Consider the following 14421-nt stretch of genomic DNA (forward strand, 5'->3'; position numbering starts at 1 on the left):
GGCGATGGGTGCTTGCCTCAGGCAGGCTGGCCCGCTGCCGCGGGATCGCCGCTGAAGCGGCTCCCACAAGTCACGGCGCGAGGCGACGCGTGATCGAATCCGCCATCGACTCGAGAATCAGGAAACATGAAGTGGCACCGGCGTCCACGGTGCCGATGGAGCGTTCACCCAGTCGCGCCGCGCGGCCGATCCTGGCCTGCATGTCCCTGGTGGAATCCTTGCCCTTCTCCGCCGCCGCCGACATCGCGGCCAGGGCCTCGATAAAGCCGCCACCTTGCGCCAGCGCTTCGCGATAGGCGGCCTCGGCCGGCACCAGCGTGTCCATCAAGGTCTTGTCGCCGACCTTCGCGCCGCCCAATTCCTGGACCGACGCGACGCCCGCGGCCAGCGCCTGCCCGAACAGCGCCGCGTCGAGTGTGTCGTGTCCCCTAAAGGCGAGCTGGAATTCGAGGAAGAAGCTGCCGTATAGCGGCCCCATCGATCCACCGATGTCGTCCATCAAGGCCATCGTCAGGGCTTCGAACGCCTCGCCCCCGCCGCGCACGCCTTCGGCATCCATGCGTTCGGCGCACAAGGCGAACCCCTTGGCCATGTTGATGCCGTGATCGCCGTCGCCCGTGGCGGCATCGATCTCGGAGAGGTAGTCGCGATTGGCACGGATCGTCGCGACGAGGCCATCGACGATGAAACGCCCGTCGGAAAGCGGAAGCGAAAGGACGGTCGTCATGCCAGCACCTTCAGGCCGATGCTCGAACAGGGATGGGCGAGGCAAGTCTTCAGTTCGTCGTCGAGCCGGGTCAGTGTCAGCGTGATGCCGTTCATTTCGAGCGAGGTGAACAGGTTGCCGACGAAGCGGAAGGCGACGACGGCGCCGGCGGCTTCGAGTTGCTCGGCGACATCGGCATAGAAGATGTACTGCTCCATCAAGGGCGTGGCGCCGAGCCCCGAGACGAGGACCGACACTTCGTCGCCCTTGGCCAGGGGGAAGTCGGGAAGGATGATGTCCAGCATCATCTTCGCCATGTCCCTGGACGACACCGTCTTCGTTACCTGCACGCCGTGCTCGCCGTGATGGCCGATGCCGACCTCCATCTCGCCATCGGCGATGTGGAAGTTGGCCTTGCCCGCGGCGGGGATGGTGCAGGCGGAAAGTCCGATGCCCACCGAGCGGGTGGCATCGATCGCCTTCTGCGCGGTGGCGATCACTTCGTCGAGGCTGCCACCCAAGGCGGCGCGGGCGCCACCGCATTTCCACATGACGATCTCGCCGGCCACGCCACGGCGCTTTTCGCGTTCGGTCTTCGGCGCGGAGGCGACATCGTCGTTGGCCACCACGGTCTTCACCGTGATGCCCTGGGCGGCGGCCATCTTCACCGCCATCTTCACGTTCATGTTGTCGCCGGCGTAGTTGCCGTAGAGGCAGGCCACGCCCGCGCCGCGGTCCGCGGCCTTGAAGGCATCGAGGAAGCTCTTCGCCGTGGGCGACGAAAAGATCTCGCCGATGGCGACGGCGTCCAGCAAGCCCGGACCGACATAGCCGAGGAAGGCGGGTTCGTGTCCGGAACCGCCGCCCGTGACCAGGCCGACGGAGCCTTCGGGTTTCTTCGTGGCGACACCGATCACGCGCGGGTTCGCGCTATCCAGCGCCATCTCGGGATGGGCGGCGACGATGCCGCGTACCATGTCTTCGACGACCTTCTCGGGGTCGTTGATCACTCGGTTCATTACGTGTGGTTCCTGAAAACTTGGAGTGTGCGCCGGAGGGGCTCAGGGTTCGAGTACGACTTTCAAGGAATGTTCACCGCGCTCCATCACCGCGAAGGCTTCGGCGAACCTCGCCAGCGGGAACTTGTGGGTGACGATATCGCGCACGTCGATCTTGCGCTGCCCGATGAAGTCGATGGCGCGCGGATACATGTACGGTCCCAGGTGCGACCCGAGCACGTCCAGTTCCTTGCGGTCACCGATGATCGACCAGTCGACCGTGGCCTCGTCGTTGAACACGCTGAACTCGACGAAGCGGCCGAGCTTGCGCAGCATCGCCATGCCCTGGTTCACGGCCCGGTGATGGCCGGTCGCCTCGATGTAGATGTCGCAACCGTAACCGCCCGTGATCGCCTTGATCTTCGCCACCACGTCTTCCTGGCCCGGATTCCATACCTCGTCCGCGCCCATGCGCAGCGCCAGCGCCGCGCGCTCGGGCTTCATGTCGAGCACGATGAGCTTCTTCGGGTTGCGCAGGCGTACCGCGCCGATGATGCCGAGGCCGAGCGTGCCGGCGCCGGCCACGACGACGATGTCGTCGAAACCCACGTCCGCACGGTCCGCCGCGTGCAGCGAGCATGCCAGCGGCTCGATGAGGATCGCTTCGTCCGGCGGGATCTCATCGGGCACCTTGTGCACGATGCCTTCCCTGGTGAAGATCATGTACTCGGCCATGGCGCCCTGCACGTTTTTCTGGAAGCCGTAGAGATCGTGCTTCTGGCACATCCAGTACTGGCCGTGGTTGCAGAAGCGGCAGCCCCAGCACGGCACGATCTGTTCGGAGATCACGCGGTCGCCGACGGCGACGCCACGCTTCCCGGCCCCTGGCCCCAGCGCGACGACACGGCAGACGAACTCGTGGCCGGGAATCATCGGCGGCTTCACGTAGCGCGGCTGCTCGTCGTCACCCCAGAACGATGGCGCGCCGCGATAGGTCTTGATGTCGCCCATGCAGATGCCGACCAGTTCCACCTTGGTCAGTATCTCGTCCGGGCCCGGGGTGGGCACGGGCACTTCCTCGAGGCGATAATCCTCGGGTGCGTAGCAGACCACGGCCTGCATGGTCTTGGGGATGGATGGGATGGCGCGCGCTTCGCTCGGTTCGATGACGGTGGACATGGGTCGCCTGCGTGTTCTGCGGAAGGGATTACTGGACGGTGTAACCGCCGTCGATCACCACGTTCTCGCCGGTGATCATCGCGGCCGCGTCGGAGAGGAGGTAGAGCACCATCGCGGCGATCTCGGCGGGCTGGGCGAAACGCCCCATGGGAATCTGCTTCTTCGCCCGCTCGCCGACTTCGCCGGCCCAGGCCTTCTTGCCCAGCTCGGTCTCGACCACGGTGGGCGATACGGCGTTGACGGTGATACCCGAGGCGGCCCATTCGATCGCCAGCACCTTGGTCATGCCGACGATGGCCGCCTTGCTGGCGCAATAGGCCACGTGGCGATCGAGCGCGACCACGGCCGCCTGCGAGGCGAGGTTCACGATACGGCCGCGGCCGGCAGCCATCATCGGCTTCGCGACGGCCTGGGCCACGAAGAACGAGGCCTTCAGGTTCACGTCCATGGTCGTGTCCCAGCCGGCTTCGGTCACGTCCACGGCCTTGTCGAGGATCGCCACGCCCGCGCTGTTGACGAGGTGATCGATGCGCCCGAAACGCTTCATCACGGTGTCGACGGCGGCGTGCACCTGAGTGAGGTCGCGTACGTCGAGCGTGACGCCGATGTGCTTGCCCGCTTCGCCCGGGAGCGTGGCGGCGATATCCGCCACGTCCGGCCGCAGGTCGAGCAACGCCACCGAGGCGCCGCGCGAGGCGAGCAGTTCGGCGCAGGCGAAACCGATGCCCGCGCCACCGCCGGTGACGACGGCCACCTGGCCGCCGAGGTCGAATGCGTCGTTCCAGAATGAGCTCATGATCAGCCGCCCGTCACCTGCTTGTACAACGCATCCGCGTTCTGCGGAGTGACCGGCACCCAGGGCAGGATATAGCTGGCGGCCTTGCCGTCGGCCCATTTCACCTGGTTGCCGTAGCGCTGCCAGATCACCGAACGCGGCTTGTAGCTGTCGCCGATGAGCTTGGCCAGCGTCACGTCGAGCGCGCCTTGCGATTGCGCCTGGGCATCCTGCAGGAAGGTGGTGATCTCACCGGCCTGGGCCGCCTTGATCGCGTCGGGCATGCCGTCGATCGAGGTGATCGGCACGTCCTTGGGCGAGACGCCATGCGATTTCAGGGCCTGCAGCGCGCCAAGGGCCATGTCGTCGTTCTGCGAGACGATGCCGGCGATCTGCTTGGGATGCGCGTTCAACCAGTCCTCCGTGAGGCTCAGTGCCTGGGCGCGGTCCCAGTTGGCCGTCTTCTTCTCGATGATCTTGATGCCCGGGTTCTTCGCCAGTACTTCCAGCTCGCCCTTCTCGCGATCGATCTGCGCCGACTGCCCGATCGGGCCCTGGATGATGACGACGTTGCCCTTGCCGCCGATCTGTTTCGCGAGCGCCGCCGCCTGGAGCCGGCCGCCCTCCACGTCGTCGTTGCCGACGTAGACGACCTTGTCCGAGGCGACCTTGGTGTTGGAGGCGACCACCGGGATGTCCTCGGCCATGGCGTGGCGTACCGCGCCCACGCTGGCCTTGGTGTCGATCGGCACGAAGATGATCGCGTCGTAATGCTGCGTGATCATCGTCTCGATCTGGTTGTTCTGCGTGTTGGCGTCGTAGTTGCCGTCGAAGACGGTGATCTGGACCGTGCCGTCCTTCACCGCGGGATGTTCCTTGATCGACTTCACCCAGGCCTGCATGAACTGGCCCTTCAAGCCGTAGACGGCGGCACCGATCTTGTAGGTCTTCGCTTCGACGGCGCCCGCCATGAGGGTGCTCGCGGCCAGCATGCAGACAAGGAGCTTGCGCAATTTCATGTGTTTCTCTCCGTGGAATGGGAGCGCCGGTTCAGCGCTGTTTCTTGCGGGATACGTCGAGGAGCACGGCCAGGACGATGATCAGTCCCTTGGCGACCTGCTGGTAGTACGAGGACACACCGAGGAGGTTGAGGCCGTTATTGATGACACCGATGAGCAGCGCGCCGAACAGCGTGCCGACCAGGCTGCCGGTGCCGCCAGACAGGCTGGTCCCGCCGATCACCACCGCGGCGATCGCGTCGAGCTCGTAGGAAAGGCCCGCCTGCGGCAGCGCCGAGGTGGTGCGCGCGGAAAGGACCATGCCGGCGAGTCCGGCAAGCAGGCCCGAGACCACATAGACGGAGAAGATCACCTTGCGCACGCCGATGCCGGAGGTGCGCGCGCTCTTCTCGTTGCCGCCGACCGCGTATACATAGCGGCCGTAGGTCGTGTATTTCAGGACCATCCAGAACAGCAGCGCCACGGCGGCGAAGATCACGATAGGCATGCTCAGCGGGCCGAGCTTGCCATCGCCGAGCGAGAGATAGCCGTCCGGCAGGTCGGCGACGGGGCTGCCGTCGTTGACGATATAGGTGAGGCCACGGGCGACGCTCAGCATGCCCAGCGTCGCCACGAACGGTGGCACCGAGAGGCGCGCGACGACGAAGCCGTTCACCGCGCCCAGCACGGCGCCCGCGAGCAGGCCGGCGCTGAGGGCGGCGAGCACGCCGTGGCCCTGCGCGGCGACGAGCCCGCTGCAGATCCCCGCGAAGGCGAGGATCGAGCCCACGGAGAGGTCGATGCCCTTGGTCAGGATGACGTAGGTCATGCCGATCGCGAGGATGCCGTTGATCGAGGTCTGCCTGAGGATATCCATCAGGTTCCGCGCGGTCAGGAAGTACTCGCTGGAGAACGCGAGCACCACGCAAAGCACGACGAAGATGATCGGCATCGCGAAGCGGTCGATGAAGGTGCGCATCCGCTGCCGCGGCGCGACGGGTGCCGTTGCCGGCGTGGTGAGGGTCTGTGCGTTCATGAGGCGAGATGCAGCAGGGTTTCCTGGGAGAGGTTGTCGTCGTCGCGCGTGGCGACGATCCGGCCGCCCTTGAAGACGGCGATGCGATCGGAGAGGTAGAGCAGCTCCGGCGCCTCGGACGAGACGACGATCACGGCGCCACCGGCGCGCACGAACTGATCGAGCAGCTTGTAGATCTCCCGCTTGGCGCCCTCGTCGATGCCGCGCGTGGGTTCGTCGCAAAGCAGCAGCGTCGGCCCGGTGGACAGGCACTTGGCCAACACCACCTTTTGCTGGTTGCCGCCGCTCATCGAACCGACCGGCAATTCCTGCGAGGCCGTCTTGACGTTGAGCTTGCCGATCATCTCGTCGGCAAGCGCCCGCTCCTTGCGGCCATTGATGACCGACAGGCTCGACAGGCTTGGATACGCCGCCATCGCGATGTTCTCGCGCACGCTGCCGGACAGGACCAGGCCGGTGTCCTTGCGGTCTTCCGTCACCAGCGAGATGCCGGCGCGGATCGTCGCGGCCGGATCGCCCTTGGGCAGTGGCTTGCCGTCCAGCAGCACGTTGCCGCCGTCCGGCGTGGTCAGGCCATAGACGCAATTGAGGAATTCGCTGCGGCCCGAGCCCATCAGGCCATAGATGCCGAGGATTTCGCCGTGGCGCACCTGCAGGCTCACGTCGCTGAACTCGTTCTTGCGCGAAAGACCGTCCACGTTGAGGCACACCTTGTCGCTGGCGGGGCGTTTCTCCTTGTCCACGGCCACGAGTTCCCGGCCGACGATGCCGCGGACGAGGTGGGCACGGTCGATATCCGCCAGCTTTCCGCTTTCGACGAAGGCGCCATCGCGGAAGATCGTGTAGTCCTCGGCGATTTCCGCGAGTTCGGACAGTCGATGCGACACGTACACGATGCCCGCGCCATTGGCCGTGACGCTGCGGATCGCCGCGAACAGCGTTTCGGTCTCGCGCTCGCCGATCGCGGAGGTCGGCTCGTCCATGATGATCACCTGGCAGTCGTAGCTGAATGCCTTGGCGATCTCGACGAGCTGGACCTGAGCGAGGCTCAGCTCGCTCATCACGCGGCCGGCATCGATGGCGAAGCCGAGCCGGTCGAGCAAGGCCTGGGCCTGCTTCCGCAGCTTGCGGTAATCGACGAAGAAGCCGCCCAGGGTGGGTTCGCGGCCGAGGTAGAGGTTTTCCGCCACCGTCATGCCCATCACCGGGGAGAGCTCCTGGGTGATGATCGCCATGCCGTGGGCCAGCGCGTCGCCCGGGCTGGCGAACGACACCTCGACGCCGTTGCGGCGGATGCTGCCGCCATCGCGCCGTAGCAAGCCCATGAGGACATTCAGGAAGGTCGACTTTCCCGCGCCGTTGCCCCCGCAGAGGGCGTGGACGCTACCCGCGCGAAGGGTGAGCCGGCCGTCGCGCAGGGCGGTCACGCCATTGAAGCTCTTGGAAACCTCGCGTGCTTCGAGCAGGACGTCGTTCACCGAACACCTCTAGAACTTTTGCTCAACAGTGAGCAGTTGATCTAAGCGGAGCCGATAGTAGCCACGTCGTTTTTCGGGTGTCAACAGGGGCGGCGACACAGCTAACTCTTTGCTGCGACGCAACATTCGAGTCAGGGCCTCGTTTATGCTTGACAGGACAGGAGCCCACCCCTATAAATCGCCAGCATGATCTTTTGCTCAACGACGCGCATATGATCGCGCGATTTTCGGAGAAAGACCCCATGAAAGTGGCGATCGGCTGCGACGAAGCCGCGTACGCGCTCAAGGAATCGGTGAAGCGGCATATCGCCGAGAAGCACCCCCATGTCGAATTGACCGACTTCGGCACGCATGGCCCGGAGGAGAAGGCGTTGTATCCCGATGTGGCCATCGCCGTGGCCGAACGCATCGCCGCGGGCGACTTTCCGCGCGCCATCCTGCTCTGCGGCACCGGTATCGGCATGGCCATTTCGGCGAACAAGGTGCCGGGCGTGCGCGCCGCCCAGTGCCACGACACGTATTCCGCCGAGCGGGCCAGGCGCAGCAACGACGCGCAGATCGTGACCCTGGGCGGCCGCGTCATCGGCAACGAACTGGCCAACAGCATCGTCGACGCATGGCTGGGCGCCGAGTTCGACGGCGGCCGTTCCACGCCGAAGGTCGAGAAAATCCTCGCCTACGAGAAGACGCTCGGCCATCTTTGACGAACCTCCCGGACGGCAGGGCGCATCGCCCGGGCCGCCAGGCCGCTAAGATGCTCCGTGCGGTTCCCACGCCCGAAGGACGCGATGACCAACGAAGAACTGACCCAGCTCGCCAAGCTCTACTACGTGGACGGGCTGACCCAGGAAGACCTCGCGAAGAAGTTCTCGCTGTCGCGGGCGAAGGTCGGCCGTCTGTTGAAGCGCGCCCAGGACGAGGGCATCGTCGAGATCCGCGTGCGCCATCACCCCCAGGCCACCCAGGCGCTGGAGGACGAGCTCACCTCCCGGTTCGGCATCGACCGCGCCATCATCTCGGTGGACCACAAGGACCAGGACAAGCAACGCGAACTCCTGGCCGGACTGGTGGCAAGCTACCTCGACCGCATCCTCACCGACGGCAGCATCGTGGCGGTGGGCATGGGCCGCAACGTCAGTTCCATCTCGCACCATGCCGTGTCGTCCACCCAGCGGCAGTGCTCCTTCGTCTGCGCCATCGGCGGGTCGTACCGCGGCGGCGAGGCGATGAACGCCGATCACATCAGCCGCCGCCTCGCGCTGCGTTTCGGCGGCGACAGCGAAACCCTGTACGCGCCGGCGCTGGTCAGCGATCCGGCCATGTGCAAGGCCCTGCTCGAGAACGAGACCGTCCGTCAATCACTGAGCAAGGCGCAGCGCGCGCATATCGCCCTGGTCGGCGTCGGTGACATCCTCGAGGACAGCAACATGGTGCGCATGGGCTGGTTCACCCAGGCCGAGATCGCCGAGGCGAAGCGCTCCGGCGCGGTGGGCGACATCATGGGCTACGACTTCATCGACATCCATGGCCGGCCCGCCACCACCCTGATGCAGGACCGCGTGGTGGGTCTTTCCCTGCCCGACCTGGAGCGCATCCCCAACGTGATCGCGATCGCCAGCGAGCACACCAAGGCCACGGCCATCCTCGGTGCGTTGCGCACGGGCGTGATCGATACGCTGGCCACGACGGAAGCCATCGCGCAAACCGTATTGAGCCTGGAGCAGGCCACGCGTGGCATGGACGTGGCCCGCGCCTAGAACGTGAGGGCCAGCCCGGCGCGCGCGGTGATCCCGGCCTCGCCGCCTTGCCCGATGCGGACGCGCCGGACCGCATCGACATGGGCGGTCATGCGCGACCACAGTTGAAAGGTCGCACCAATCGACCATTCGGCCGCACGTGTCGCGCGCTCCATGGGAAACTGTTCTCCGGACAGGTCGGTCGATCCACCCGAAGGACGGATGAGCGCATGCCGAAGCTCCAGGTAAGGCATCCACGCATATAGCACGCCGCCTTTGGGCGCGAGCATCAGCGATGCCCTCGCCCCACTCCGCAGCACCACGCGCCGGGGCATGCCGCCAAGCACGTCGAGCCCGTCGCCATCGACGGCACGGCTGAAGCGGAGTCGCTGCCAGAACAGGGATGAGCCAGGTTCGATGACGAACCGATCCGTGACTTGCCAGCGGTATCGCGCGGAAAGCGCCTTGTCGTGGCCGTTGGCCCGCAGCCGCCCGAGCACCTCGCCGCGCGTGGGTGTACGCACGCCGATCCGGTAGTGCGTCATGGCGTAGCCGGCCGCTACCTGCCAGCCGCCTTCCGACACCCACTGCGCATGCAATGCCGCGCCGCGGGCACCGACGCGGGCTTCACTCCGACCGTCGACAACGCGGGGCGACACGACACTGCCACCCAGCGAAGCCGCCGCGCCCACACGCCAGGTCGTGTCGCCATCGGCATGGACGAGAAAGTCGCCGGCGACCTGCACTCCGCGATCGCTGCGCCGGTAATCCACGCCATAGGAGGTGAATGGCAAGGTACTGCGATAGGCCACGTCGCCGCCGACCGCGCTAACGCGCAACGCCGGGTCGCGAGCGACATCCCGTTCCCGCGGATGGAGCGCATCGAGCGCCACCACGCCGTACCCGAACAACGCATGGTTCAACACCAGGTAAGCGGGCGCTTGCGGGGCGAGTGCGGGACGGATGGCGGGTACGGTCGAGCGGCTTCGTCCCTCGCGCCCCTGCGCCGGGCCTTCGACCTTCGTGCTTTGCAGGCGGAAATCCCAGAATCCGCCGCCCTCGCCCTCGCCCTCGACCAGCCGCTGCCGGGCATCGCTCCGTCCCGGCTCGTAGGCCTGCAATGCGTAACTCCACGGTCCGACCACGACGTGGTCTCCCGCCAGTCGAAAGGACCCGGCGCTCGCCGTGCCGCCGACCTGCACGAGACTGATGCCGTCGGCGGGACCGTTGCTACCGTCCCACCCCGCGGTCGCCGCGCCCGTGCCGCCGACATGGGTCACATGCACCACGGCGCTGCCGGATGCGTCGCCGCTGATGAGCAGGCGGTCGGTAGCCTGCCGGCGCAACGACCCGCCGGCATCGAGCCGGGTACCGAGTACGACGCCAGTGGCGCCGGCATCAGCCGTCCATGTGCCGACCCGGAGCGTCGTGAAGCCCGGCCGGTTCCTGTCGAGCGCGACCGTACCGCCGCGGGACAACCGCAGAGCGTCGATGGCGCTGTCCCCGCCCACGACCCAGGTGCTGTCTTCGAGGGAAAGGCTTGAAAGCCGTCCCGCCTTGCCTCGCCATTCGCTGCGCAGCATTCGCAGGTCGAGCGCGCCCGAGCCCTCGCGTGCGATGTCGCCGTCGATACGGCCAGCGACGGATATGATGCCGAGACCTACCTCGCCACTGGCGATACGACCGCGGATCGTCGAATCCTCCGCCAGCACCTGTGCCGTGCCGCCACCGGGGAACTGCGTGGCGATCGCGTGGCCATGTCCTCCATCGATCGAGGACCCCTGAAGCCGTGCCGTGCCGCCGGCGAGCGCCAGTGCGATGGACCTGTCTCCCGCGCCGCTGGCTACCTCGATGCCGGAACGGTCCAGATCGATCGTGGCGTGACGTTGCGCCTGGACCCCGATCGTGCGGCGCCCGTTCAATCGGACGAGGCTGTCGGCCAGCGATACCTCGGCGCCATCAATGGCGAGGATGCCGAACGCATGGCCCGTGGGGACGGTCGCTCCGTCGTGGATGATGGTCAGGGCTTCCGCGTCGAAGGTGGCGCGCGAGGCCACGCGGATCCCGACGGTCTTGTCCCCGGAGACATGGACGATGTCGCCGGGGTCCAGCTGCCCGGCTTCACCACGATCGACGATGATGCCGGTCTTCCATTCCGTGGACTGCGCAGGCGAGGCGAATGCGCCGGCGAGGACCATGGCGAGCGCGCCGCGCCCGCACGATATCGTGGCCATGGTGGCCTCCTTGCATGCCGATAGGGACAAGCAAGTTAGTTACCGGGGTGCGTGGTGTATGTCGGTTGCGGGCGTGATGTGTGTAGGGTCGGTGCAAGAGCATCGCCGACAGGGTCGGCTCCCACCGGGTGGTGGATTGGTGCCGACAGGTCGGGTCAATCCTCGCCGCGGGACCAGTCGCCGCGACGGGGCTTGCCGACGGACTTGGGGCCGGCCTTGCGCTTCAGGCGGGCTTCCAGCGTGGCGGCCTGCTCCTCCCGTTCGTCATGCAGCTTGAGGTAGTTGCGCCAGCGCGATGGCGACAATTCACCCGAGGCGAGTGCCGCCTGGATCGCACAGCCCGGCTCGTTGCCGTGGCTGCAATCGGCGAAACGGCATTGCGCGGCGAGCGTTTCGATGTCGGCGAACAGGTCGAGGTTTTCCTCGCCGGTGAGCTTGAGTTCGCGCATGCCGGGGGTGTCGATCAGGCAACCGCCCGTCGGCAGGCTCAGCAGGGCGCGATGCGTGGTGGTATGCCGCCCACGGCTGTCGTTCGTACGCACCGCCCCCGTCGCCATGCGTTCCTCGCCGAGCAGCGTATTGGTGAGCGTCGACTTGCCCGCGCCCGACGACCCGACCAGGACCGCGCTCGTGCCGGGACCGAGATAAGCCGCCAACAGGTCCACCGTGGCGGGATCCTTGGCGTTGATCGCATGCACCGCGGCATCGGCGGGCAGGCGAGTCCCCAGCGCGGCGATCGCCGCGGCCACGTCCACGCCCGTGTCGGCCTTGCTCAGCAGTACCACGGGACGGGCGCCGGAACCTTCCACCAGGGTCAGGTAGCGCTCGATGCGCGAGGGATTGAAGTCGCCATCCAACCCGGTCAGCACCAGCACGTAGTCGATGTTGGTGGCGATGATCTGTCGTTCGTAGCGTTCGCCAGCGGCGGCGCGGGTGAGCACGGAGCGGCGCGGCAACACCGCTTCGATCACGGGGTGGTTCGCGTGGTCGAGGAAGACGAAGTCGCCCACCGCCGGCCGCAGCGACGGATCGAGTCCCCGCTTGAGGAAGGGGCCGGCGGGCTGGGCGTTGAACGCCGCCGAGCCGTCGTGCACCTCGTAGCCCGCGCGATGCTGTGCCACCACGCGCGCGAGGCGGCGTGGGTCGTCGGGCAAGGCGGGGTCGCGCCAGCCGATGTGGCGCAGGCGCGCCAGGTCCGAGGAATCGGTCATGGGCGCGATTATGCCCGCTCTCGGCCCGTTTTCCGCCTCGCGACGCCGTAAAGACGCTGTTAGGATCGGGACACGACCGCCGGGAAGGGCCCGGACGGTATGCAACGGAAGTCCCGACGTGTCCTCGATCAAGCCCAGCGCGCACCTGGCGGAAGTGCGCTATGAAATCCGCGGCGCCCTCACCCGGCGTGCGCGCGAGATGGAAGCGGCGGGCCAGCCGATCATCAAGCTCAACATCGGCAACCCCGGCCGCTACGGGTTCACGACCCCGCCGCACCTGCGCGAAGCCATCGGCGCGCATCTGGTGGACAGCGAGGCCTACGGCCACGAACAAGGCCTGGAAGAAGCCCGCGAGGCGATCGTCGCCCAGCAACGGAGCCGCGGCGCGACCGGCGTCGATGTCGAGCACGTCTTCATCGGCAACGGCGTGAGCGAGCTGATCGACATCTCGTTGCGCGCCCTCCTCCAGCCCGGCGACGAGGTCCTCCTGCCCAGCCCGGACTATCCGCTGTGGAGCGCCGCCACGATCCTCAACGACGGCAGCCCCCGTTATTACCGCTGCCTTGCCGAAAACGGCCACCTGCCCGATCCCGACGAGATCGACGCGCTGGTCGGCCCGCGCACGCGCGCGCTGGTGCTGATCAACCCCAACAACCCCACCGGCGCGGTCTACCCGAAGGCGCTGCTGGAGCGCATCGTCGAGGTGGCCCGGAGGCACGGCCTGCTCCTGCTGTGCGACGAAATCTACGATGAGATCCTCTACGACGGCACGCCGTTCCAGCCCCTCGCGGCGGTCGCCGGCGACCATCCCTGCGTGAGCTTCGGCGGCCTGTCCAAGGTCCATCGCGCCTGCGGCTATCGTGTCGGCTGGATGAGCCTCTCGGGCGACCAGCGGCGCACCGCCGAGTATCGCGATGCCTTGCAGCTGCTCGCCGCGCTGCGCCTGTGCGCGAACGTGACGGCGCAGTGGGCCGTACGCCCCGCCCTGCTGGACAAGCCGACGATCGGCGCACTGACCGCGCCCGACGGCCGCCTCCACGAAGCCCGCCGCATCGTGCTCGAAAGCGTCGCCGCCAGTCCGTTCCTCCAGACGGTGGCACCGGGCGGTGCGATCTACGCCTTCCCCCAGGTGCGCGCCGATGCGATCGCGCATTTCGACGACACCGCCTTCGCCCTGCGCCTGCTCGAGGACGAGAACGTGCTCGTCGTGCCAGGCACCAGTTTCAACCTGTCCGCGAGCCGCCACCTGCGCCTCACCTTGCTGCCGCCACCGGAACAACTCGCCGAGGTGTTCGTCCGCATGGACCGCGTGCTCGCGCGCATGGCAGACGAGGCGATACCCGCTGCCAGCGCGGTCGCCTGATCGATGGCGGATCCTGCGTTTCTCGCCCTGGGCGATTCGTACACGATCGGCGAAGGCGTTCCCGACGAAGGACGCTGGCCGGTGCAACTCGTCGCACGGCTGCGTGAACGCGGCATCGCCGTGGGGGCTCCGCGCATCGTCGCCACCACGGGATGGACGACGGACGAGCTCTCCGCGGCGATGGACGCGGCGGCACTGCAGCCAGGCTATGCGCTCGTCACCCTGCTGATCGGGGTGAACAACCAGTATCGCGGGCGACCCGCCACGGAATACCGGGAGCAATTCCTCGCCTTGCTCCGACGGGCGGCGGAGTTGTCCGGCGATATCCGCCGGGTCGTCGTCGTGTCGATTCCCGACTGGGGCGTGACCGCCTTCGCGGAAGGGCGCGACCGCGCGGCGATCGGCCGCGAGATCGATACGTTCAACGCCATCGCACGCGATGAAACGTCGCGCATGCATGCGCGGTGGGTGGACGTGGCGGCGGCATCGCGCGAAGCGGGGGCTAAGCCCGGCATGCTGGTGGGCGATGGGCTGCATCCGTCGGCTGCGCAGTATGCGGAGTGGGTGAAGCGGATCCTTCCCGAGGCGCAGGCGGCGTTGCGTGAACTTCACCGCTGATCGCCGATGAATCGGCTCCCACAGGAGCATCGCCGACAGGGTCGGCTCCCACCAGAGCATTGACTGTCCAGGGTCCGGCAGGGTGGGAG

At 67.1% G+C, this 14421-nt stretch carries 13 protein-coding genes; 4 read left to right on the plus strand and 9 right to left on the minus strand.

Annotated elements, in window-relative coordinates; all coding sequences use genetic code 11:
* Window positions 1-70: 70 nt before the first annotated feature.
* The 7 genes from dhaL to ACR9ZJ_RS07920 are packed head-to-tail and all read right to left on the minus strand — an operon-like array spanning window position 71 to window position 7170.
* Window positions 71-727, minus strand: a complete 657-nt coding sequence (gene dhaL, locus ACR9ZJ_RS07890; protein ID WP_481287441.1) for a dihydroxyacetone kinase subunit DhaL — start codon at window positions 725-727, stop codon at window positions 71-73.
* The gene (locus tag ACR9ZJ_RS07895) at window positions 724-1725 is read right to left on the minus strand and encodes a dihydroxyacetone kinase subunit DhaK (RefSeq protein WP_481282346.1); all 1002 of its coding nucleotides are present in this window, start codon (window positions 1723-1725) and stop codon (window positions 724-726) included. Before ACR9ZJ_RS07895 ends, dhaL begins: the two co-directional genes overlap by 4 nt.
* A 42-nt stretch (window positions 1726-1767) precedes the next feature.
* On the minus strand, window positions 1768-2883 hold the full coding sequence (locus tag ACR9ZJ_RS07900; RefSeq protein WP_481287442.1) for an MDR/zinc-dependent alcohol dehydrogenase-like family protein: 1116 nt from the start codon (window positions 2881-2883) through the stop codon (window positions 1768-1770).
* 28 nt (window positions 2884-2911) lie between these two features.
* On the minus strand, window positions 2912-3679 hold the full coding sequence (locus tag ACR9ZJ_RS07905) for an SDR family oxidoreductase (protein ID WP_481287443.1): 768 nt from the start codon (window positions 3677-3679) through the stop codon (window positions 2912-2914).
* 2 nt (window positions 3680-3681) lie between these two features.
* Window positions 3682-4677 (minus strand): substrate-binding domain-containing protein, encoded by a 996-nt coding sequence (locus tag ACR9ZJ_RS07910; RefSeq protein ID WP_306849081.1) that lies wholly within the window; start codon window positions 4675-4677, stop codon window positions 3682-3684.
* 31 nt (window positions 4678-4708) lie between these two features.
* Window positions 4709-5692 carry an ABC transporter permease gene (locus tag ACR9ZJ_RS07915; RefSeq protein ID WP_481282343.1) on the minus strand — a complete coding sequence of 328 codons (984 nt, stop codon included), beginning with the start codon at window positions 5690-5692 and terminating at the stop codon, window positions 4709-4711.
* Window positions 5689-7170 carry a sugar ABC transporter ATP-binding protein gene (locus ACR9ZJ_RS07920; RefSeq protein ID WP_481287444.1) on the minus strand — a complete coding sequence of 494 codons (1482 nt, stop codon included), beginning with the start codon at window positions 7168-7170 and terminating at the stop codon, window positions 5689-5691. Before ACR9ZJ_RS07920 ends, ACR9ZJ_RS07915 begins: the two co-directional genes overlap by 4 nt.
* Before the next feature lie 242 nt (window positions 7171-7412).
* On the opposite strand from ACR9ZJ_RS07920, the gene rpiB reads away from it, so the two are divergent.
* Both rpiB and ACR9ZJ_RS07930 read left to right on the plus strand, forming a co-directional pair.
* Entirely contained in the window at window positions 7413-7874 is a 462-nt protein-coding gene (rpiB, locus tag ACR9ZJ_RS07925; RefSeq protein WP_306849078.1) for a ribose 5-phosphate isomerase B, read from the plus strand.
* Window positions 7875-7958: 84 nt separating this feature from the next.
* Window positions 7959-8927, plus strand: a complete 969-nt coding sequence (locus ACR9ZJ_RS07930; RefSeq protein WP_371022387.1) for a sugar-binding transcriptional regulator — start codon at window positions 7959-7961, stop codon at window positions 8925-8927.
* Here the strand turns inward: ACR9ZJ_RS07930 and ACR9ZJ_RS07935 are convergent.
* Together ACR9ZJ_RS07935 and rsgA are read right to left on the minus strand one after the other, a co-directional pair.
* Entirely contained in the window at window positions 8924-11140 is a 2217-nt protein-coding gene (locus tag ACR9ZJ_RS07935) for an autotransporter outer membrane beta-barrel domain-containing protein (RefSeq protein WP_481287445.1), read from the minus strand. The genes ACR9ZJ_RS07930 and ACR9ZJ_RS07935 overlap by 4 nt on opposite strands.
* Before the next feature lie 155 nt (window positions 11141-11295).
* Window positions 11296-12351, minus strand: a complete 1056-nt coding sequence (gene rsgA, locus ACR9ZJ_RS07940; protein ID WP_481287446.1) for a ribosome small subunit-dependent GTPase A — start codon at window positions 12349-12351, stop codon at window positions 11296-11298.
* Between the two features lie 118 nt (window positions 12352-12469).
* Here rsgA and ACR9ZJ_RS07945 point away from each other — a divergent pair, with 118 nt between their 5' ends.
* Together ACR9ZJ_RS07945 and ACR9ZJ_RS07950 are read left to right on the plus strand one after the other, a co-directional pair.
* Complete coding sequence (locus ACR9ZJ_RS07945) at window positions 12470-13714, plus strand: aminotransferase class I/II-fold pyridoxal phosphate-dependent enzyme (protein ID WP_481287447.1); 1245 nt, start codon at window positions 12470-12472, stop codon at window positions 13712-13714.
* A gap of 3 nt (window positions 13715-13717) precedes the next feature.
* Window positions 13718-14332: an SGNH/GDSL hydrolase family protein gene (locus tag ACR9ZJ_RS07950; protein ID WP_481287448.1), complete on the plus strand. Its 615-nt coding sequence runs from the start codon at window positions 13718-13720 to the stop codon at window positions 14330-14332.
* The last annotated feature ends 89 nt before the right edge of the window (window positions 14333-14421 follow it).

It is taken from the genome of Luteibacter sp. KNZ12-1A, from assembly GCF_056755675.1.

What these genes read in the sequence shown, in the direction of transcription:
- ACR9ZJ_RS07950 (WP_481287448.1), top strand. Translation starts at nt 13,718, where the DNA reads ATGGCGGATCCTGCGTTTCTCGCCCTGGGCGATTCGTACACGATCGGC.
- ACR9ZJ_RS07915 (WP_481282343.1), bottom strand. Translation starts at nt 5,692, where the DNA reads ATGAACGCACAGACCCTCACCACGCCGGCAACGGCACCCGTCGCGCCG.
- rpiB (WP_306849078.1), top strand. Translation starts at nt 7,413, where the DNA reads ATGAAAGTGGCGATCGGCTGCGACGAAGCCGCGTACGCGCTCAAGGAA.
- dhaL (WP_481287441.1), bottom strand. Translation starts at nt 727, where the DNA reads ATGACGACCGTCCTTTCGCTTCCGCTTTCCGACGGGCGTTTCATCGTC.
- rsgA (WP_481287446.1), bottom strand. Translation starts at nt 12,351, where the DNA reads ATGACCGATTCCTCGGACCTGGCGCGCCTGCGCCACATCGGCTGGCGC.
- ACR9ZJ_RS07935 (WP_481287445.1), bottom strand. Translation starts at nt 11,140, where the DNA reads ATGGCCACGATATCGTGCGGGCGCGGCGCGCTCGCCATGGTCCTCGCC.
- ACR9ZJ_RS07905 (WP_481287443.1), bottom strand. Translation starts at nt 3,679, where the DNA reads ATGAGCTCATTCTGGAACGACGCATTCGACCTCGGCGGCCAGGTGGCC.
- ACR9ZJ_RS07900 (WP_481287442.1), bottom strand. Translation starts at nt 2,883, where the DNA reads ATGTCCACCGTCATCGAACCGAGCGAAGCGCGCGCCATCCCATCCATC.
- ACR9ZJ_RS07910 (WP_306849081.1), bottom strand. Translation starts at nt 4,677, where the DNA reads ATGAAATTGCGCAAGCTCCTTGTCTGCATGCTGGCCGCGAGCACCCTC.
- ACR9ZJ_RS07895 (WP_481282346.1), bottom strand. Translation starts at nt 1,725, where the DNA reads ATGAACCGAGTGATCAACGACCCCGAGAAGGTCGTCGAAGACATGGTA.
- ACR9ZJ_RS07930 (WP_371022387.1), top strand. Translation starts at nt 7,959, where the DNA reads ATGACCAACGAAGAACTGACCCAGCTCGCCAAGCTCTACTACGTGGAC.